A 20,529-nucleotide genomic window follows, 5' to 3' on the forward strand; every position below is an offset into this window, starting at 1 on the left:
AGTCGGTGCCGACCGGGGCTCAACGCGCCCCGGTCGTCGTCCCGTCGCCGTCACTCACTGCGAGCCCCGGAAGTCCGGCCCCTCCACGACGAGTCCGGCGACCAGCGCGCCTGACATCCCCGCGTGCGGCAGACCGCCGCCGGGGTGCGCCCAGCCGCCGACCGTGAACAGGCCCGGTACACGCGTGCTGTTGGCGGGCCGCAGCAGTGTGCCCTCCGCGCCGGCCAGCGCGGGAGCGGGCACGGCGCCGCCCTCGGCACCCGTCTCCCTCTCCGTGTCCACCGGGGTGCGGACCTCGCGCCACAGCACGCGCTCGCGCAGGCCCGGTATCGCCCGCTCGGCGGCCTCGACCATGCGGTCGGCGAAGGCGTCGGCAGTACCGTCGGCGGTCCAGTCGTGGTGTGCCAGGGACGGCACCGTCGCCGTGAGCACCATGGACTCGTGGTCGTCGTCCGGGCGCAGCAGCGGATCGTCCGGCCGGTCCACCCACACGGTGGGCCGCGTCGCCGGCCTGCCGATCTCGAAGAGGGTCATCTCGTCGGCCTGGTCCGTCGTGTGCACGACCGTACGGTGTACGGCTCCGGGCTCGCGCGGGCCGCGCAGCGCGAGGCAGACGACGACCTTGCCGCAGGTCAGGGACGCGGGGTGTGACTCGGGCGCGTCACCCTCGTACAGACTGTCGCGACCCGTCAGGGCCTTCAGGAGCTCCTGCGGGCCGCCCACGACGAAGTCCGCCTCGGCGACGGTCCCGTCGCGCAGTTCCACGCCCGCCGCCCGGCCGTCCTTCTCGGTGACCGAGACGACCTCGGCGTCGAAGACGAACTCCACCCGGCGGGCCAGGCACCGCTCGTACACGGCGCGCGCCAACTCACGGATTCCGCCGCGCAGATACCAGGCGCCGAAGGCGTGCTCCATGTACGGCAGGACCGCCGCGCTCGCCGGGGCGGTGTGCGGGTCGAGGCCGTACGCGAGCGCGTGGCTCTCCAGGAGGGCGGCGAGACGGGGGTCGGCCAGCTCCCACGCGCCGACCTCCGCGAGGGTCCGTGCCGTGCGGGTGCGCAGCAGCCGGCGCTGCCGCAGCGCGGGGTAGGGCTCACGCTCGGCCAGCACCTGCCAGTTGGGCCACAGCGGCTCCTCCAGGAGCGGGCGGCGCGTCCGGTCCCAGGCCTCGCGCGCCCGGACCAGGAAGTCGCCCCAGCGCTCGCCCGCGCCCGCCCCCAGGGCCTCGTCCAGGGCCGAGACGACCCCCGCGCGGGAGGCGTTGGGCAGCGAGACGTCCGTGCCGTCGGCGAAGACGTGCCGTGCCGCCGGGTCGACCTGGACCAGGTCGACGCAGGCCTCCAGGGGCTCCTTGCCCGTCTTGACGAACAGGTCGCGGTAGACCGCGGGCAGTTGGAGCAGCCCCGGGCCGGTGTCGAAGGCGAAGCCGTCACGCTCGAAGCGGCCCACCGCCCCGCCGTACGTCGCCGCGCGCTCGTACACCACCACCCGGTGGCCCGCGACGGCCAGCCGGGCGGCGGCTGCCATCGCGCCCATGCCTGCGCCGATCACCGCAATTCGTGCCATGCCAGGGACTTTATCGGCCGCCACTGACAGCCGGCCTCCGGGCCTGTGCGGCGGGGGGCCGACCCAGGGCAGCCGGAGGTCGGTCCCGGGTCAGCCCGGTCGGCGGCCCACCCGTTCCGCGAGTCGTTTCTCCTCGCGGCGCTGGGCCCTGCGGCGCAGGAACCGTCTGATCCGCGAGATCAGGAAGTAGAGCACCACCAGACCGGTCACCAGCAGGACGGCCGCGATGATCGCCGCGGCCTGCGGGTTGAACATCGCGAAGGTGATGATCCCGGCGACCCCGAGATCCTCGGCGGTGCTCAGCACGAAGTTGCTGAACGGCTCCGGCGAGGTGTTGACCGCCATCCGCGTCCCGGCCTTGACGGTGTGGCTGGCGAGCGCCGACGAGCCGCCGATCGCCCCGGCCGCCAGCTCGGACAGCGAACCGCTCTGCCCGGCCAGCAGCGCCGCGACGACGGCCCCGGACACCGGGCGGATCACGGTGTGGACGCTGTCCCACACCGAGTCCACGTACGGGATCTTGTCGGCGACGGCCTCGCAGGCGAACAGGACGCCCGCCGCGATGAGGACCTCGGGGCGCTGCAGCGACTCGGGCACCTCGTCGGTCAGCCCGGTCGCGCCGAAGAGGCCGAGAAGCAGCACCACCGCGTACGCGTTGATGCCGCTGGCCCAGCCGCTGGTGAAGACCAGGGGGAGTACGGACACGGAGGCGATCGTAACCAGTCGGCAACGGCGCGTCCTGGGCATGAGTGCGTACGGCTGAGTATCCGTACCTAGGGAGTGAGTTGAGTACGCGCGCGGATGGGTGCCGACCTGCGTGAACGAGAGAGTGGAGGCACGGAAAGGGGCGCGGCTCCGGTACCGCCGACACGGGGCGGCGGAACGGTGCAGCGCCCTTGTCCGCTCCTTCCGCCGAGAAACTCGGCGGGAGCGAGACACGGGGGGACCCGGGGGAGACCGGAACGGGGGAACCAACGGGGAGTACGGGGAAACACGGGGGAGCACAGATGGGGCGCCGGTCCGGCGTGGCCCGCGGGGGACGCGGCCACTCCGGACCGGCGCTTCACTTGTGTCCGAGCCCGTCCCCGCCGACCCTTCCCTGGAGCAGCCGGGACAGCGCCGAGTGGACGTCGTCCAGGGAGCGCTCCGGCTGGAACGCCTGCCAGTCCAGGGCCGCCACGAGCACCATGCCGACCAGCGCCGACGCCGTCAGCGGGGTGTCGATCTCGTCGCTCAGCTCGCCGTTGGCGATCCCGTCGCGCAGGACGTTCTCGACGACCGCGACGGCCTCCTGACGGACCACCATCAGCGTGGACTGCCAGGCCCGGTTGGTGCGCCACAGCTCCGCCACGTACAGCTGCGTGAAGGCCGGGTAGCGGTCGATGAAGACGAGGCCCGCCCGGATCATCGCGTCCAGTGCGTCGACCTTGCTGCCGCCGTCCCGGGCGGTCCCCTCCGCCGCCTCCCGGAGAGAGGCGGTCAGCAGGCCCACTCCGTGCCGGAGGAGCTCTTCGAAGAGGACGGACTTGCTCGCGAAGTTGTAGTAGACGGTGCCCTTGGCCACACCGGCCCGTTCGGCGATCTCGTCGACCGTCGTGGCCGAGAAGCCCTGTTCCGCGATGAGGGTCACCGCCGCCTCGTAGAGCTTCTGCCGGGTCGCCTGTCTCCGGCCGCCGCCGCTGTCCACCGTCCTGCTGCTTTCCATGGCCCCGATTGTCACAGGCTCAGCTCCGGGTGCAGTCGGTCGAGGGTCCATACCTGCCGTCGCCGGGCGGACACGGCGGTGAGCGCGAGGGCGCCGGCGGTGAACGCGGCGAGGACGGCGCACGCCTGCCAGACCGGGCCGAGGCCGCCGCCCGTGATGAGCCTCCTGAGGGCGTCGACCACGTAACTCATCGGCATGAAGGGGTGGATCGCGTTGAAGAACCCCGGACTGGTCTGCACGGGATACGTGCCGCCCGCCGACGTCAGCTGCAGCATCAGGAAGGCGAGGACGAGGATCCGGCCGGCCGCTCCGAAGCGGGCGTTCAGCCACTGCACGATCGCCGCGAAGCAGGCCGTCACCAGGAACAGGAAGCCCACCGTCCCGGCCGTCCGCGCCATTTCCAGGCCGAGTCCCCAGTGCAGCACGGACATCAGCGCGACCGTCTGGAGCGCCCCCAGGGCGGCCACCGGCAGCCAGCCCGCCAGCGCGATGCGCCAGGCGGAGGAGCCCGCCGCGAGCGCGCGCCGGTTGAGCGGCGGAATCAGCATGTAGGCCACCATCGCGCCCACCCACAGGGAGAGCGGAATGAAGTACGGGGCGAAACCCGTGCCGTAGTTGGGCGCCTTGTGCAGGTCCTTCGAGGCGAGTTGTACGGGGTCGGCCATGACCTCGGTGCGTCGGTCGCGGTCGCTCTTGTCGTAGTCGGGGATCCGGCCGGCGCCGTCGTGCAGTCCACCGGCGAGCTTCCCCGAGCCGTCGACGAGCTTGTACATGCCCCCTTCGAGGTCGCCCGCTCCCGTACTGAGTTCGCCGACACCGGTGTCCAGGTCGGCCGCGCCGGACTTGGCCGTGCCGAGCCCCGTGTGCAGCGTCTTCGCCCCCTTGGCGACCTTTCCGGCCCCCTTGTTGAGCGCGTTGACCTTGGAGACGGTCGTGGCGAGGTCCTCGGAGAGGTGCGGCGAACGGTCGGCCAGCGCCTGGGCCTGCTTCTCCAGGGCGGCCAGATGCTTGTCGAGCGTGTCCAGGTCGCCGTCCTGGCCGGCCACCAGCGTGTTGACGTCGTCGGCGACCTTCGCCACGTCGGCGGCGGCCTCCTTCGCCTTCTTCAGCTCCGGGCAGGCGGCGTCGGGCAGCGGCAGGGTCTCGCAGCGTGCCTTGTAGACGGCGTTCAGCGTGTCGGAGGCCGTGCGGGCGTCCTTGGCGGCCGTCGGGGCCGTCTTCACCAGCGTGTCGAGGTTGCGGCGGATCGTCGAGGCGGAGTCCGCGACGAGCTGAGCCGTGTCGCCGATCTCCTTCTCGTTGCCCTTCAGGAAGGGCCCCACCTTGTCCGCGACGCCGTTGACCTTGTCCGCGAGCGTCTGCGTCCCCTCCGAGACCTGCCGTGAACCGTCCTCCAGGTCGCCCGCGCCCTTGTCGAGCTTCTTCAGGCCGGCGGAGAGCTTGCCGCTGCCCGTCTCCGCGTCCTTCAGGCCGTCCGCGAGGTCCTTCGAGCCCTTCTTGGCCTTCCCGATCCCGCCCTTGAGCGTGTCGGCCCCCTTCGCGGCCTTCGTGGTCTCCCCGTGGATGTCGGAGAACGAGACGAAGATCTTGTCGAGGAACGACCGCGACGCCTTGGTCGAGGCGGCCGTACGCACCTCCGCGAAGACCGTCCGCGAGATCTGCCCGACGATGTAGTTGTTCGCGTCGTTCGTACGCACCTGGAGGGCGCCCGTCTCCGGCGAGTCGCCCGAACTGGAGGCGATCCGCCGGCTGAAGTCGGACGGCATGGTCAGCGACAGGTAGTAACTGCCGTTCTCGACGCCCTCACGGGCCTCGGCGGAGCTCACCTCGTGCCACTCGAAGGTCTTGCTCTCGCGCAGCCCCTTGGTGATCTCGTCACCCATCACGATCTTCTTGTCGGCCGCCGTCGCCCCCTTGTCGTCGTTCACGAGCGCCACGGGGATGCGGTCGAGACGGCCGTACGGGTCCCAGAACGACCACAGGTAGAGGGCGCCGTACAGCAGGGGCAGCAACAGGAGCGCGACCAGGGCCGCGCGCGGGAGCCTTCCCCTGCCGAAGCGCCTGAGCTCAAGCGCGGCCAGCTTCGGCGAGCGCAGCATCCGCGGTCTCCTTGTCTTCCGTGTCGTCCTCGTCTTGGCGGGTCTGTCCGTCGGCCGGCCCCGTGGACACCACGACCGCGTCCTCGGGGGCCTCGTTGCACACCGCCACGACCGTGGTCCCGGCCTCGGTCAGGGAGCGCAACAGCGCCCAGACCTCGGCCCGTTCGGCCTGCGAGAGCTTCAGGTCGGTGTCGTCGATGCCCAGCAGCCGCGGACGGCCGATCAGGGCGAGCGCAACGGACAGCCGCAGTGCTTCGACGCGTTCCAGGTCGCGCACCGCGGTCCGGGACCCCTTGGGCAGCGACTCCCGGTCGAGCCCGGCGGCGGCCAGCGCGCTGTCGACGCGCAGCCGCGCCTCCGTCACCCGCTCCGATCGAGGCCGCAGCAGTCCGCGTACGGAACCGCCGAACCGCCGCTGGAGCAGGGCCCGTTCCCGCAGGTGCTCGGCGACGGACAGGGCGGGCTCCAGGTCGGTGACACCGGGCACATGGGCCAGTGCGCTGAACCGGCGGACGGCCGCCATCTGCTTCGGCAGCTCCGACTGCCCGACCCGCGCCTGCCCCTCGGTGGGCTTCATCCGCCCGGTGAGCGCGAGCAGCAGACACGTACGCCCCGAGCCCGACGGCCCCTCGATCGCGATCAGCGAGCCGGGCTCCGCGTCGACGCCGATACCGCGGAACGCCCACCCGCGGGGCCCCTTGAGCCCGAAGTCCTCGGCCCTTACGCCGAGTCCGTGCGGACCGTCCACAACTTCCCCCACCCTCCGGGCCCTTGAGCCGACCGGGTTTTTGAACTGACTGGTCAGTGCAAAAGCTATACCGAACCTGTGATCGAGGCAAAAGCCCAGGTCAGAACGGATTGTCAGTGGCATACCTCACGATGGACACATACGGCCACAGAGCCGTCACACAGACGACAGGAGGTTCGTCATGGCCACCTACCCCGCAGCCGCCGCCCGTCGGCGACGCGCCACCGGCCCTGCCCCCTCACTGACCGGCCCGGCGAGCGATGTGCACCCCGTGCTCCGCCGGGCCACGGCCCCGCCCGCCGCCCTCGACCTGCTCGCCCAGGCCCGTGCCGGACTCGACGAGGCAGCCCTGCTGGAAACGCCGAACGAGCGGTATGCCACGGCCCATCTCGCCGCCCTGCGCACCGCCGCCGCCGTGCTCGCCGCCCGCGGGCGCCCGGAGCCCAGCGCGAGGCGCCGGGCCAAGATCCGGAGCGCTTGGGAAGTGCTGCCCGAGATAGCACCCGAACTCGCCGAGTGGAGCGCGCTGTTCGCCGCCGGTGCCCGCCGCCGTGCCCGCGCGGAGGCCGGCATCCAGGGCGCGGCGACCACCCGCGACGCGGACGACCTGCTGCGCGATGTGGCGATGTTCCTCCGCCTCGTCGAGCGCATGCTGGTGCTCCAGCCGGTCCTGCCGCAGCCGCGGCAGGAGGCCGACCGGGAGCCCGGCCGGGGTGCACCGGACGTGCCGGACGTGCCGGACGCGGGATGAGCGGCGTCCGGAGCCGCGGCCGAGGTGTCACCAGGAGCCGCCAGAGACCGTCTCTGCGGGCCTGTGAGGGCCCGTGCGGGCCCTGTGGGCCGGTCGAGGAACCCCGGGGGCTCCCGGGGGCTGTGGGTCGGTGCCGGAGCGCCTGAGGCCGCCCGGACCGTCCGGCCCGGCTCCTGTCCGGCGCGGTGCGGCTGCCCGCCGTGGCGCTCGCTGCCGGGCGGGTCGGTTCGGGCAGGTCCGCCGGTTCGCTCCGCCGGTTCGCCCGGCGGGGCGGGGCCGCAGGCGGGCGGCGTCCGGCGCGCGAGACGGAGGGCCGACGCAGGGGCGCGAGGCAATAGGGTTGGGACGCCTGCATCTCCCCGGCGCCGGACAGGGCGGGGGAGGTATCCCCATCGCCCCATCGCTCCGCCGTACGCAAGGGCGGCGGCCGTGCCGAGGAGTCAACTGCCGTGTCGGACCCGATGCGCCCGCCCGTCTCCCACCACCGCCCTCAACCGACATCGCCGCGTTCCGACCCCTCCCGCCCCCGCGCCTCTCTCCGTACCGCCGTGGTCTGGGACGTTCTGAAGGACGCCCTCGACCGCCGGGTCAAGGCCGCGGGCCGGGAGTCGCTGGACGTCCTCGACACCGGAGGCGGCAGCGGCAACTTCGCGGTGCCCGTCGCCCGCCTCGGCCACCGGGTCACCGTCGTGGACCCCAGCCCGAACGCGCTGTTCGCGCTGGAGCGCCGGGCCGCCGAGGCAGGCGTCGCCGACCGCGTCCAGGGCGTCCAGGGCGACGCCCACGGCCTCTTCGACGTCGTCGAGCGCGGCGGCTACGACGCGGTGCTCTGCCACGGGGTTCTGGAGTACGTGGACGACCCCGCCGAGGGTCTTCGCAACGCGGTCGGGGCCCTGCGTCCCGGAGGCGTGCTCAGCCTGTTGGCCGCCGGCCTCGGCGGAGCGGTGCTCGCGCGCGCCCTCGCCGGCCACTTCACGGAGGCCCGGCACGCCCTCGGTGACCCGGACGGCCGCTGGGGCGAGGGTGATCCCGTACCGCGGCGTTTCACGGCCGATCAGCTCACCGATCTGGTCGAGGGCGCGGGCCTGCGCGTCGCTGGCGTGCACGGCGTACGGGTCTTCGCGGACCTGGTGCCCGGAGTCCTTGTGGACACCGAACCCGGGGCCCTGGACGCCCTGCTCAAGCTGGAGGCCGCGGCGGCCGAACTCGCCGCCTTCCACTCCGTGGCGACGCAGCTCCATGTGCTCGGTGAGACCCGCGAGTCCACCGAGACCTGAGCCGTCTCCCGTGAGGGAGCTGTGGAGGCGCGCCGCTGATCAGGGGCGCGACGGCAGATGGAGTACGCCACAGGCCCCCCGATCGGGCGCTCGGAGCCGTATGATCGGGGGAGACCGTCCGGCATGACGGGCCGGTCGCTGGGGAATCTACGCCTCAGTGGATCGGAACGCCATGGCGGGTTCCGGTTGGCGAATTGGCGCAGAGGGGCGGGTTTCACGGGGGCGATTCCCTGCCTATCCTGAAGGGGACCCCCGGTCGCCCCGGCGACTGCACGATGAGGAGGACGCCGTGCCGCTCTCGGAGCACGAGCAGCGAATGCTCGAGCAGATGGAGCGAGCGCTGTACGCCGAAGATCCCAAGTTCGCGACAGCGCTTGAGGGAAGCGGGCTGCGTACGTACACCCGGCGACGGGTCTACCAGGCGGTCGCGGGCTTCCTCGTAGGTATCGCGCTCCTCATGGCCGGAATGGTCGCAGTACAGATCTGGCTGAGCGTGGTGGGTTTTCTCGTCATGCTGGGCTGTGCAGTGCTCGCCGTCACCGGTTGGCGCAAGGCCCCCAAGCCGGGCGAACAGCCCGCCACGGGTGCGCCGGGCGCTCCGCAGGCCCGTCGTCAGGGCCGGCAGCGGCGCTCCATGATGGATCGCATCGAACAGCGTTGGCAGAAGCGCCGTGACGAAGGCGGCCAGTAGCCTCCGGGCCAGGGCCGACAGACGTACACACGTAAGGGGTGACCACCTTCAGGTGGCCGCCCCTTCAGCGCGCCCGGCCGCGGGCGGGACCTAGGGCCACTGCACACACAGGCCGGGGCCCAGGGCCACTGCACACGCACGCTCAGGGCCGCCGCGTACCCAGGAGCGCCGCACACTCAGGGGCGCCGGCGCCGGGCATTCATGGGCGCCGCACAGCGAAAGCGAAGGGGGGCCACCCGACTCGGGTGGCCCCCCTTCCGGCTTGCTGAGCCGGGCGGTCTCAGCCGCTGCTCTGCTCCGACGGGCGTCCTGACGTGCGTCCCCACGGGCGGCGCGCGACCGCCGTCCAGCGGGCCGTGGCCCGGGACTTCAGCGCGATCCAGCCCTCGGAAGCCGCCCACGCCACCCGTACGGCCGAGCGCGGTGCGAGCAGTGCGCGCAGCCGCGTACCGCGGCTGACCGTGGCGTGCAGACCCGCGGTCATCCGGCGTACGTCATCGGCGAGCCCGGCGGTCGGCCGGGGCCGTGGCGCGTACAGGACCTGCTCCACCGCGTCGGCGACCCGGTGGACGGAGGCCGCGGCCTCGGGTTCGAGATGCCCGATGCGGACGATCCGTGCCGCCGCCTTGCGGGGCGTCTGGGAGTCGTCCGGCGCGATCCCGAAGTCCCACGCCGTATCGGTCACCTCCTGCCAGGCGGCCAGGGTGGCAGCCGCGGCATCCTCCTCGGTGCGCCCGTGCGAGCCGAGCCGCACGGACCGGGCCCGCATCCGCCACAGCATCGGCAGCAGCGGCACCGCGAGCGCGGCGAGCCCCGCCAGGGCGAACCCGAGGATCGCGAACCACGGCGGTCCGTCGTCCGTCGATCCGAACGCCGCCTGCGGAGACTCGCTGCCGCAGGGCTGCTCCAGCTTCTTCTCCGCCGCCGTGCAGCTCTCGCTGCTCGACGGTTCGGCGGACGGCGCCGAGGACGAGGAGCGCGAGGGGAGGTCCGGGTTGGGGAGCGTGGTGCCCGGCGTGTCCGTGCGGGTGTACTCCGGAACCGTGCCCCGGTTCGGGGTCGGCTCGAAGCGGGTCCAGCCCACGCCCTCGAAGTACAGCTCGGGCCAGGCGTGCGCGTCCCGCAGGCCCACCGAATTCGTGCCGTCGGCCTGCGGCGAGCCCGGTGTGAAGCCCACCGCGACGCGGGCCGGGATGCCCAGCGTGCGGGCCATCGAGGCCATCGCGAAGGAGAAGTGGACGCAGAAGCCCTCCTTGTCCCTCAGGAAGCGCGCTATGGCCTGCGATCCACTGCCGACCTGCACCTCCGTGTCGTACGTGAAGCCGCCGTCCAGGGCGAACCAGTCCTGGAGCTTCACCGCGCGCTCGTAGTTGTTGGCCGAGCCGGCCGTGACGTCGCGTGCAGTCTCCGCCACCACCGGAGGCAGCGACCCGGGGACCTTGGTGAACTCGCGCCTCAGCGCCGTGGGTGCCTCCGGCGCGTTGGCGAGCTGCTCCGCGGTCGGCTGCACTATCAGGCTCTTGACCGTGTACTCCAGGCCGCGGGTGGTCTGCCCGTGGTCGCCCACGAGCGTGCGGCCCACGGGCTCGTACCGCCACTTGCCGCCGAGCCCCACCGCGCTGGCGGGGTAGGGCATGGGCAGCCAGTCCTGCGCGTACCAGTCCGCCGCGGAGATCCTCGTCTGGATCTCGGTGCGCCGGACGTCGTCACTGAGGCCCGGCGGTGTCGGGAACGAACCGGGGACGTCCTCGACATGGCGCTTGGCCGGCTTCCACGCCGTGCCGTCGAACTCGTCGAGCGAGACGATCCGCAGATAGAGGTCCTGCGTCTCCTCGGAGTTGGTGCGGTACGACATGACCTCGCGGTCCTCGTCCACGTTCAGGCTGTCGCGGAGCGAGACCAGCGGGTTCACCGCGGAGATCGTGCCGCCACCGCCGGAGCCCGTGCCGACGCCGGTCCCGGTACCGCCCAGCAGACCGCCGTCGAGCGCGGGCAGGGCGAGCGGCACCACCAGGGCGATACCGAGCGCGACGGCACCGATGCGCCGCCCCGTGCGGATCGGCGCGACCGCGCCCGCCGAGGCGTCCGTCCCCGGAGTCCGGGGTCCGCCGCCGAAGACCCGGCCCCACTGCGAGAGCCGGTCACGTCCTTCGGCCAGCAGCAGTACCAGATAGCCGGCCGCCGCCATGACGAACCACAGCCAGCTGGCGCCACCGCCCTCCGAGAGACCCGCGGCGACCGAGTACAGCGCGAGCAGCGGCAGTCCGGCCGGGGCCGCGCTGCGGAACGTCACCGCGAGGGCGTCCACCGCGAGCCCGATGACCACGACCCCGCCGACCAGCATCAGCCGGATACCGGGGGACAGCGGAGCCGGGATCGAGTACCGCCCGACATCGTCACCGCCGGCCTGCAGCAGCTCCCCGAAGTGCCGGAACGCCTCCGGGCCGGGCACGAGCCCGATGACGGCCTGCTCGCGGGCGAAGAACAGCGTCAGCAGCGTCAGGGTCACGAGCGCCTGTACGGCGATCGTCACGGCTCGCGCCAGCGGCACCCGCCGGGTCGCCGCCCCCACTCCGGTCTGCACCGCGAGCAGGAACGCCGCCTGAAGGATCCAGGTCGCCGGATCGACCAGCGGCAGCAGGGCGCCGGACGCCATCAGTGTCGCCGCCACGGCGCACAGCGCGAGTCGCGCGCGCCCGCTCATGAGCCACCGCCCCCTGCCGTGCTTCCCGTCGACGCGACCCCGTTGCGCTGTCGGTCGGCCTCCCGCCACAGGTCGGCCAGGCCCGTGCCCGGCGGTACGGCCAGGGCGGTCCAGCCCGCCTCGCGCAGCATCCGAAGCCGCTCCTCGCTCTGTTCGTCGGCCGCGCCGCGCACCCACGTCTCACTGTCCAGCAGGAAGGCCACGGCCCCGCCGCTGCGCTGACGCATCTTGGCGAGCACGGTCGCCTGCTCCTCGTCCAGGTCGCCGAGGAAGGCCACCAGCAGCCCCTCGTTGCCACCCCGCAGAACGTCGTACGCCCGTGACAGGCCCGTACCGTCGGAGTGGTCGATCACCGCGAGGGTGTCCATCATCAGCCCGGCGGCGTCCGCGGACTCCTGGCTGGCGCCGGCGAATCCGTCGGCGCCCTCGCCGGGCACCGAGGTGCCCGTGTCGGTCAGCAGCCGTACCGAAAAGCCCCGCTCCAGCATGTGCACCAGCGTGGACGCCGTGCCCGACACCGCCCATTCGAAGGCCGAGTCCGGGCCCGCGCCGTCAAAGGCGATGCCCCGGGTGTCGAGGAGCACCGTGCAGCGGGACCGCTGCGGCTGCTCCTCGCGGCGCACCATCAACTCGCCGTAGCGCGCGGTCAGACGCCAGTGGACCCGGCGCAGATCGTCGCCGTAGCGATAGCCGCGAGGTATCACGTCGTCCTCGCCGGCCAGGGCCAGCGAGCGCTGCCGCCCGTCGCCGTACCCCTTCGCCTCGCCCGTCAGCCGCACCGGCGGCAGCGCCTCCACGCGCGGGATGACGGTCAGGGTGTCGTACGTCGAGAAGGATCGGGTCAGTTCGCACATCCCGAACGGGTCGCTGAGCCGCAGCTGCAGGGGCCCCAGCGGATAGCGGCCACGCAGGTCCGAGCGCACCCGGTAGGACACCTCGCGACGGCCGCCCGCCTCGACCCGGTCCAGTACGAACCGGGGCCGCGGCCCCAGCACGTACGGAACCCGGTCCTGGAGCATCAACAGACCCGTGGGCAGCCGCGAGACGTTGTCCATCCGCAGATGGACCCGCGCCTCGGACCCCGAGGGCACCCGCCCCGGGGAGAGGCGACGGCTGCCGGCGACCCGGTAGCGCGTGCGGTAGAGCACGGTCGCGCAGACCAGTGGCAGCACGGCGAGCAGCAGCCCGACCCGGAGCAGATCGCTCTGCCCCAGGACGTACGCGCAGATCGCGGCGGCGATGCCGGCGGCCAGGAAGGACCGACCGCGCGTGGTGAGACCGGCGAGTGCCGTACGCAGCCCGCCCTTGTCCTCCTCGGCCTGCGCCGTCGGCATCCCCCCGGTGGTCATCACAGCCTCCGGGGCGGCTGCTGGCCGAAGGCGGACGAGCCCCGGCCCATCCCCAGACCGCTCGGCGACTGGGGCGCCGCGGGCACGGGCGTGCGCTGGAGGATCTCCAGGACGACCTGCTCGGCCGTACGACGGTTCAACTGCGCCTGGGCGGTGGGCAGCAGCCGGTGGGCCAGGACCGCCACCGCGAGGGCCTGGATGTCGTCCGGCAGTGCGTACTCCCGGCCGCTGAGGGCCGCCGACGCCTTCGCCGCGCGCAGCAGGTGCAGCGTGGCACGCGGCGAGGCGCCGAGTCTCAGGTCCGGATGCGTACGCGTGGCGGCGACCAGGTCCACGGCGTACCGCCGCACCGGGTCGGCGACGTGGACGTTGCGGACCGCGTCGATGAGCTTCACGATCTCGTGCGCGTGCGCCACCGGCTGGAGGTCGTCCAGGGGGGACGCACCGCCGTGGATGTCCAGCATCTGCAGTTCGGCCTCCGCGCTGGGATAGCCGATGGAGACCCGGGCCATGAAACGGTCGCGCTGCGCCTCCGGCAGCGGGTAGGTGCCCTCCATCTCGACCGGGTTCTGCGTCGCCACCACCATGAACGGGCTGGGCAGCTCGTAGGTCGTGCCGTCGATGGTTACCTGGCGCTCCTCCATGGACTCCAGAAGCGCCGACTGCGTCTTGGGCGACGCGCGGTTGATCTCGTCGCCGATCACGATCTGCGCGAAGATCGCACCCGGTTTGAACTCGAAGTCCCTGCGCTGCTGATCCCAGATGGACACACCTGTGATGTCCGAGGGCAGCAGGTCGGGCGTGAACTGAATACGCCGCACTGAGCAGTCGATGGACCGCGCAAGTGCCTTGGCCAGCATGGTCTTGCCGACGCCGGGGACATCCTCGATCAGAAGATGCCCCTCGGCGAGCAGTACGGTCAGCGAAAGCCGTACGACCTCAGGCTTGCCCTCGATCACTTCCTCCACCGAACTGCGGACTCTCTCCACAGTGGCGGTCAGATCTGTAAGGCTCGCTCGATCGTCATAGGTCGTCACCCGGCCCTCCTCGGCCCGTTCTTTCCCGGGCCGACGCTCTGCGATGCGGACCGGCCCACCCCGAAACACGGACACCACGCGCGAATAGTTCCGCGTGACGCCACACCCGCATTCTTGTTGCCGTTACCTGTTCGTGTCACTCGCCTGTGGATAAGTGGCCGCGATATGTCACGGCCTGGGGTCTTTGAGAGGGTCCAACTCGCGTCAGGTGGGGTCTATCTCACGCAGCAGGCCCGTCTTCACATCGAACACGAAACCACGTACGTCGTCCGTGTGCAGAAGGAATGGGGAGGTGCGCACCCGCTGCATGGACTGCCGCACGTCCTGTTCGACGTCCCGGAAGGCCTCCACGGCCCATGCCGGGCGCTGGCCGACCTCCATCTCCAGGTCGTGCCGGAAGTCCTCGGTGAGGGACTCCAGGCCGCAGCCGGTGTGGTGGATCAGTACGACACTGCGGGTGCCGAGCGCGCGCTGGCTGATGGTGAGGGAGCGGATCACGTCGTCGGTGACCACGCCTCCCGCGTTACGGATGGTGTGGCAGTCGCCGAGCTCCAGGCCCAGCGCGTCGTGCAGGTCGAGGCGGGCGTCCATACATGCCACGACCGCGACGTGCAGCACGGGACGGGCGTCCATGCCGGGGTCGGTGAACGCGGCGGCGTACCGCTCGTTCGCCTCGACGAGGCGGTCGGTGACGGTGCCGCCGTTGGATATGGCGTCTCCGGGCTCTGTGGGAACGGATGCGGAAGTCGTCATATCTATAACGGTAGTGGTCACACGCGGTCCGGGCCTGCTGTGAGAGGGGACAAAGAACATCAATGAGCGTTGTTGTGAGGTAACCCACAAGGGTGGATCGACTACGCCCGTACGGGTGGAAAAACCCGGTTTGGTGCTTCATCCGGGCCGAGAGTCGCGACGCGCAGGCCGGTTCGTTGACCGCGGGAGACCGTGGACTAAAGTGGCGCGAAGCGGGAGACGGACGCTCTCCCTGCTGGACTGCTACCCCCGGAGGACCGGTGACGAGCCGGGATCTCCCCACGTGCGCGGCGCGTACGTACGGCTCGGCCTCCTCCCGCTCCCGGTCGGCTGACGCTTCCGGCGCCGGCAGGCCTCCCCTTCACGGAGCGGGCGGGGACCCGGCGGTGCGTGCGCGCGGTGCCGGACCTGAGAGGGCCCCTTGACCCAGAGCCGACATGTTCCGGTGATGCTCCAGCGATGCCTGGACATGTTGGCACCAGCGCTGGAGAGGCCGGGAGCGGTCGTCGTCGACTGCACGCTCGGCCTCGGCGGCCACAGCGAGGCTCTGCTCAGCCGGTTCCCGGAAGCCCGTCTCGTCGCCCTGGACCGGGACAAGGAGGCGCTGCGCCTCTCCGGAGAGCGGCTCGCCCCCTTCGGCGACCGGGCCACCCTGGTGCACGCGGTGTACGACGAACTCCCCGACGTGCTCGACCGCCTGGACCTCCCGCGCGTCCAGGGCGTCCTCTTCGACCTCGGCGTCTCCTCCATGCAGCTCGACGAGGCCGACCGCGGCTTCGCGTACGCCCAGGACGCCCCGCTCGACATGCGCATGGACCAGACGACCGGCATCAGCGCGGCCGAGGTGCTCAACACCTACCCGGCGGGCGAACTCGTCCGGATCCTCAGGGCGTACGGCGAGGAGAAGCAGGCCAAGCGGATCGTGTCCGCGGTCGTGCGCGAACGCGACAAGGACCCCTTCAGCAACAGCGCGCGGCTCGTCGAGCTGATCCGCGACTCCCTGCCGCAGGCCGCCAAGCGCACCGGCGGCAACCCCGCCAAGCGCACCTTCCAGGCGCTGCGCATCGAGGTCAACGGCGAACTCACCGTCCTGGAGAGGGCGATCCCCGCCGCCGTGACGTCACTCGCCGTCGGCGGCCGGATCGCCGTGCTGTCCTACCACTCCCTGGAGGACCGGCTCGTCAAGCAGGTGTTCGCCGCGGGAGCCGCCAACACCGCACCACCGGGCCTGCCGGTCGTCCCCGAGCGCTACCAGCCCCGGCTCAAGCTTCTGACGCGCGGTGCCGAACTCCCCAGCGAGGAAGAGGTCGCGGAGAACCGGCGCGCCGCCCCGGCGCGGCTGCGCGGGGCGCAGCGCATCAGGGAGGACGCCGAGTGACGGGAGGGTGTGTGAGTTGGACAACCGAACTCACCGGACGCGTGGGTCGCAGGCCCGGACCCATCGGCCGGGAACACCGGCTCAGCGGGAGGGCGAGTGAGTAGCAGACCCGAACTGCGGGGGAGGGCGGCCCGGCTCGCGCGACTCTTCCCGACGGGCCCCGGACAGGCCGCCCGTACCCCCTTCGTGCTCCTGGTCGTGCTGCTGCTCGGCGGCGGCCTGATCGGACTCCTGGTCCTGAACTCCGCGCTCAGCGAAGGGTCGTTCCAGCTCGACGACCTCCAGCGGGACACCAAGAGCCTCACCGACGAGGAGCAGGCGCTCCAGCGGGACGTGGACGCCTACTCCGCCCCCGACGCCCTTCAGCGCCGCGCCCGCGAGCTGGGCATGGTGCCCGGCGGCGACCCGGCCTTCCTCAACCCCGACGGCAGCGTCCGCGGTGTGCCCAGCGCCGCCGCCGAGCAGTCGTCCGTGTCCGTCCCCGTGGTCCGCCCGCCCGACGTGCTCCTCCCCTCACCGTCTCCGACGCCCACCGAGAGCCAGGCACCCGCCGGGCCCCCGACGCCCGCCGAGACCCCGGCACCCACCGCGCCCGCCGTGCCCACCGCGGCGCCCGAACCGGTCGCCGAGACGGTCACCGAGCCGTCCACCCAGCCCGCGCAGCCCGCTACGAATCCCGGCAGGTGACGGAAGTGTCCGACAGGGAACCCCCGCGCCGCCGGGTGCCCTCGCCCGCCAGGCCCGTACGGCCCGGCAGCCAGCGGCGGCCGGGACCGGGCGCACGCCCCGCCCGCCGTCCGGCTCCCTCGCGAGGCCAGGGCCAGGGCCCGCGTGCCATCCGCCTCGGCAGCCCCCGCCCGCGGCTGCGCCTGGTCAGCCTCGCCCTGGCCCTCGTACTGATCGCCTTCGTCGTCCGGCTCCTCCAGGTGCAGGCCGTCGACGCGAGCGAGTACACCGCCAAGGCCGAGAAGAACCGGTACCTCAGCCGCACCCTGGCCGCCGAGCGCGGCGGGATCACGGACCGCAACGGCGTCGACCTCGCGATCAGCGTGGACGCCAACGACATCACCGCCGACCCCACCCTGTTCACGCGGAAGGCGACGAAGATCGGCGACGCCCCCGAGCAGGCCGCCGCCCTGCTCGGCCCGATCCTCGACAAGGACCCCGACGAACTCGCCGCGAAGCTCCGCACCAAGAACACCCGGTACGTCGTGCTCGCCCGGCGCCAGACCCCCCAGGTCTGGACGCAGATCAAGGACCTGAAGAGCACGCTCGCCGACAAGGCGGGCGAGGACGGGTCGGAGGTGAACGTCCTGGCGGGCGTCCTCCAGGAGCCCAGCAGCAAGCGGGTCTATCCGAACGGCGAGCTCGGCGCCGGGATACTGGGCTGGGTCAACGCCGACGGCAAGGGCGGCGGCGGCATCGAGCAGCAGCTGAACAAGGAGCTGTCGGGCAAGGACGGCGAGATCCGCTACGCCCAGTCCGGCGGCCGGCAGGTGCCGACCGCGGGCTCCACCGAGAAGCCCGCCGTGGCCGGTTCCGAGGTCGAGCTGACCATCGACCGCGACATCCAGTGGGCCGCCCAGAACGCCATCGCCGAACAGGTGAAGGAGTCCGAGGCGGACCGCGGGTACGTCATAGTGCAGGACAACAAGACCGGCGAGATCCTCGCGATGGCCAACTCGCCCGGCTTCGACCCCAACGACCTCTCCAAGGCCGACGGGAACGCCCTGCACAACTGGGGCCTCGAAGACGCCTACGAGCCCGGCTCGACCGCCAAGGTCATGTCGATGGCCGCCGTCCTGGAGGAGGACGCCGCCACGCCCGCCACGCACGTGACCGTGCCGAACCGGCTGCACCGCGGCGACCGGCTCTTCCGCGACGACATCGACCACCCGACCTGGTACCTGACGCTCAACGGCGTCCTCGCCAAGTCCAGCAACATCGGCACCATCCTGGCCACCGGCCAGCTGGGCAAGACGCAGCAGGAGGCCAACCAGGTCCTCTACTCGTATCTGCGCAAGTTCGGCATCGGCGACTACACGGGTCTCGGCTTCCCCGGCGAGACGAGGGGCATCCTCGCGCCCGCCGGCCAGTGGTCGACCTCCCAGCAGTACACGATTCCTTTCGGCCAGGGTGTGTCGATCAACGCGATGCAGGCGGCCTCCGTCTACTCGACGATCGCCAACGGCGGCGTCCGGATCGAACCGACCCTGGTCCGCGGCACGAAGGGTCCCGACGGACGCTTCACCCCGGCCGCCAAGCCCAAGGAGACACGGGTCGTCAGCGAGAAGACGGCGAAGACCCTGGCGCAGATGCTGGAGTCCGTCGTGGACGACCGGGAGGGTACGGGCACCAAAGCGCGTATCCCCGGCTACCGCGTCGCGGGCAAGACCGGCACGGCCAACCGTGTGGATCCGGCCACCGGCCGCTACCACGGCTATACCTCTTCCTTCGCCGGATTCGCGCCCGCGGACAACCCCCGGGTGACCGTCTACTGCGCCATCCAGAACGCCACCAAGGGGAGCTACTTCGGCGGTCAGATCTGTGGGCCCGTCTACAAGGAGGTCCTGGAGTTCGCCCTGAAGACCCTCCAGGTGCCGCCCACCGGGGCCCAGGCCGCCAGACTTCCCGTCACTTTCACGCCCTGAACAGTCCTGACCAGCCCCGACCAGTCCCGCGCCAGCTCCGACCAGTCCCGCACCAGCCCGGGCCGGGCCCTCATCGGCACCGACCGGAACGCCATGCTCCAGCACCCCGGATCACCGACCAGGAACAGCTCGTGACAACGATCACTCCCGACCCCGGGAACCGCGGCACGCCGCACACCCCGCCACGCCCCTCGCTTCGCTCCGGCGGGGGTGTGCCCGGTACGCTCACCGCCGTGCCACACGCTGATCAGTCCCAAACCACCCAGAAGGGCGTTCCTGTGACATATCCGGGGCCGCCGCGACCGGTTCAGAACTCCGCCACACCCCTCGCGGAGCTGGTGGCGGTAGTCGCCGATCAGATGGCGGCTCCGGCGCCGCAGGGCGCGCAGGGCGCCGTCGAGGTCACGGGCATCACCCATGACTCCCGGGCCGTGCGCCCCGGCGACCTCTACGCCGCGCTGCCCGGCGCCCGGATGCACGGCGCCGACTTCGTGACGCAGGCGGCCGGCCTCGGCGCCGCCGCCGTGCTGACCGACCCGACGGGCGCCGAGCGCGCGACGGCCACCGGTCTGCCGGTCCTCGTCGTCGACGACCCGCGCCGGACGATGGGTGAGCTGGCCGCCTCGATCTACGGCCACCCGGGTCCCGACCTGCTCCAGATCGGCATCACCGGTACGTCCGGCAAGACCACCACGGCGTACCTCGTCGAGGGTGGTCTGAAGACGGTCCGCAGCACCGGGCTCATCGGCACCGTGGAGATGCGCATCGGCGACGAGCGCATCAAGTCGGAGCGCACGACGCCCGAAGCGACCGATCTCCAGGCGCTGTTCGCGGTCATGCGCGAGCGCGGCGTCGACGCGGTCGCCATGGAGGTCTCCAGCCACGCGCTGGTCCTCGGCCGGGTCGACGGCTGCATCTTCGACATCGCGGTCTTCACCAACCTCAGCCCGGAACACATGGAGTTCCACTCCGACATGGAGGACTACTTCCGGGCCAAGGCACAGCTGTTCACGCCGGAACGCAGCAGGCTCGGCGTGGTCAACCTCGACGACGAGTACGGACGCAGGCTCGCCAAGGAGGCCACGGTGCCCGTGGTGACGTTCTCCGCGGAGGGCCACCCGGACGCCGACTGGCGGGCCGAGGAGGTCCAGGTCCGCCCGATGGACTCGGTCTTCGTGGCGGTCGGCCCCAAGGGCGAGCGCATCATCGCCAAGTCGCCGCTCGCGGGCCCCTTCAACGTCGCAAACACCCTCGCCGCGATCGTCTCCCTCGCCGTCGCCGGGCTCGACCCGCAGACGGCCGCGGACGGCATCGCCGCCGTACCGGGCGTGCCGGGCCGGCTGGAGCGCGTGGACGCCGGACAGCCGTACCTCGCGGTCGTCGACTACGCGCACAAGACCGACGCCGTGGAGTCCGTGCTGCGGGCCCTGCGCAAGGTCACCGAGGGCCGACTGCACATCGTCCTCGGCTGTGGCGGGGACCGGGACAAGACCAAGCGGATGCCCATGGGCGCCGCCGCGGCCCGGCTCGCCGACACCGCCGTACTGACATCGGACAACCCCCGCTCCGAGGACCCCCTCGCGATCCTCGCCACGATGCTCGCGGGTGCCGCCGAGGTACCGGCGTACGAGCGCGGAGAGGTCCAGGTCTTCGAGGACCGGGCCGCCGCGATCGCCGCGGCCGTCGCCCGCGCACAGCCGGGCGACACGGTGCTGGTCGCGGGCAAGGGTCATGAGCAGGGCCAGGACATCGCCGGAGTGGTCCGTCCCTTCGACGACCGCCAGGTGCTTCGCGAAGCTATCCAGAAGACCCAGGGATGA

The 20,529-nt window shown here is 72.0% G+C and carries 16 protein-coding genes; 7 read left to right on the forward strand and 9 right to left on the reverse strand.

Features of this window, described 5'->3' with window-relative positions; genetic code table 11:
- Nucleotides 1–54: 54 nt before the first annotated feature.
- The 5 genes from AOK17_RS10355 to AOK17_RS10375 all read right to left on the reverse strand — a co-directional run bounded on the left by AOK17_RS10355 (nucleotide 55) and on the right by AOK17_RS10375 (nucleotide 6,118).
- Nucleotides 55–1,566, reverse strand: coding sequence for a phytoene desaturase family protein (locus AOK17_RS10355; protein ID WP_055612079.1), 1,512 nt, complete (start codon nucleotides 1,564–1,566; stop codon nucleotides 55–57).
- A 90-nt stretch (nucleotides 1,567–1,656) separates the two neighbouring features.
- On the reverse strand, nucleotides 1,657–2,271 hold the full coding sequence (locus AOK17_RS10360) for a DUF4126 domain-containing protein (protein WP_055612080.1): 615 nt from the start codon (nucleotides 2,269–2,271) through the stop codon (nucleotides 1,657–1,659).
- A gap of 358 nt (nucleotides 2,272–2,629) precedes the next feature.
- A complete protein-coding gene (locus AOK17_RS10365; protein ID WP_055612081.1) occupies nucleotides 2,630–3,271 on the reverse strand; it encodes a TetR/AcrR family transcriptional regulator in 642 nt (213 codons plus the stop codon).
- 11 nt (nucleotides 3,272–3,282) lie between these two features.
- Nucleotides 3,283–5,367, reverse strand: coding sequence for a YhgE/Pip family protein (locus AOK17_RS10370; RefSeq protein WP_055612148.1), 2,085 nt, complete (start codon nucleotides 5,365–5,367; stop codon nucleotides 3,283–3,285).
- Nucleotides 5,339–6,118, reverse strand: coding sequence for an ATP-binding cassette domain-containing protein (locus AOK17_RS10375; protein WP_055612082.1), 780 nt, complete (start codon nucleotides 6,116–6,118; stop codon nucleotides 5,339–5,341). Before AOK17_RS10375 ends, AOK17_RS10370 begins: the two co-directional genes overlap by 29 nt.
- Nucleotides 6,119–6,299: 181 nt before the next feature.
- Between AOK17_RS10375 and AOK17_RS10380 the strand changes: the two genes are divergently transcribed.
- The 3 genes from AOK17_RS10380 to AOK17_RS10390 all read left to right on the forward strand — a co-directional run bounded on the left by AOK17_RS10380 (nucleotide 6,300) and on the right by AOK17_RS10390 (nucleotide 8,837).
- Complete coding sequence (locus AOK17_RS10380; protein WP_055612083.1) at nucleotides 6,300–6,869, forward strand: SAV_6107 family HEPN domain-containing protein; 570 nt, start codon at nucleotides 6,300–6,302, stop codon at nucleotides 6,867–6,869.
- Between the two features lie 449 nt (nucleotides 6,870–7,318).
- A complete protein-coding gene (locus AOK17_RS10385) occupies nucleotides 7,319–8,146 on the forward strand; it encodes a methyltransferase (RefSeq protein ID WP_055612084.1) in 828 nt (275 codons plus the stop codon).
- 289 nt (nucleotides 8,147–8,435) lie between these two features.
- On the forward strand, nucleotides 8,436–8,837 hold the full coding sequence (locus AOK17_RS10390) for a DUF3040 domain-containing protein (protein ID WP_055612085.1): 402 nt from the start codon (nucleotides 8,436–8,438) through the stop codon (nucleotides 8,835–8,837).
- A gap of 280 nt (nucleotides 8,838–9,117) precedes the next feature.
- Here the strand turns inward: AOK17_RS10390 and AOK17_RS10395 are convergent, their stop codons facing one another.
- The 4 genes from AOK17_RS10395 to AOK17_RS10410 form a co-directional block, all read right to left on the reverse strand.
- Complete coding sequence (locus AOK17_RS10395; protein ID WP_055612086.1) at nucleotides 9,118–11,541, reverse strand: transglutaminase TgpA family protein; 2,424 nt, start codon at nucleotides 11,539–11,541, stop codon at nucleotides 9,118–9,120.
- Nucleotides 11,538–12,890, reverse strand: coding sequence for a DUF58 domain-containing protein (locus AOK17_RS10400; protein WP_055612087.1), 1,353 nt, complete (start codon nucleotides 12,888–12,890; stop codon nucleotides 11,538–11,540). Before AOK17_RS10400 ends, AOK17_RS10395 begins: the two co-directional genes overlap by 4 nt.
- On the reverse strand, nucleotides 12,890–13,927 hold the full coding sequence (locus tag AOK17_RS10405) for an AAA family ATPase (RefSeq protein WP_055612088.1): 1,038 nt from the start codon (nucleotides 13,925–13,927) through the stop codon (nucleotides 12,890–12,892). The genes AOK17_RS10400 and AOK17_RS10405 overlap by 1 nt, the downstream gene beginning before the upstream one ends.
- Nucleotides 13,928–14,131: 204 nt before the next feature.
- Nucleotides 14,132–14,680 (reverse strand): beta-class carbonic anhydrase, encoded by a 549-nt coding sequence (locus tag AOK17_RS10410; protein ID WP_055612089.1) that lies wholly within the window; start codon nucleotides 14,678–14,680, stop codon nucleotides 14,132–14,134.
- A gap of 421 nt (nucleotides 14,681–15,101) precedes the next feature.
- Here AOK17_RS10410 and rsmH point away from each other — a divergent pair, with 421 nt between their 5' ends.
- The 4 genes from rsmH to AOK17_RS10430 all read left to right on the forward strand — a co-directional run bounded on the left by rsmH (nucleotide 15,102) and on the right by AOK17_RS10430 (nucleotide 20,529).
- Entirely contained in the window at nucleotides 15,102–16,058 is a 957-nt protein-coding gene (rsmH, locus tag AOK17_RS10415) for a 16S rRNA (cytosine(1402)-N(4))-methyltransferase RsmH (RefSeq protein WP_079052917.1), read from the forward strand.
- A 96-nt stretch (nucleotides 16,059–16,154) separates the two neighbouring features.
- Nucleotides 16,155–16,745, forward strand: coding sequence for a cell division protein FtsL (gene ftsL, locus AOK17_RS10420; RefSeq protein ID WP_055612090.1), 591 nt, complete (start codon nucleotides 16,155–16,157; stop codon nucleotides 16,743–16,745).
- Nucleotides 16,746–16,750: 5 nt separating this feature from the next.
- On the forward strand, nucleotides 16,751–18,709 hold the full coding sequence (locus AOK17_RS10425; RefSeq protein ID WP_281198595.1) for a peptidoglycan D,D-transpeptidase FtsI family protein: 1,959 nt from the start codon (nucleotides 16,751–16,753) through the stop codon (nucleotides 18,707–18,709).
- Nucleotides 18,710–18,840: 131 nt separating this feature from the next.
- Nucleotides 18,841–20,529 carry a UDP-N-acetylmuramoyl-L-alanyl-D-glutamate--2,6-diaminopimelate ligase gene (locus AOK17_RS10430; protein WP_169801906.1) on the forward strand — a complete coding sequence of 563 codons (1,689 nt, stop codon included), beginning with the start codon at nucleotides 18,841–18,843 and terminating at the stop codon, nucleotides 20,527–20,529.

This window comes from Streptomyces phaeochromogenes (genome assembly GCF_001418655.1).
GTDB lineage: Bacteria > Actinomycetota > Actinomycetes > Streptomycetales > Streptomycetaceae > Streptomyces > Streptomyces phaeochromogenes.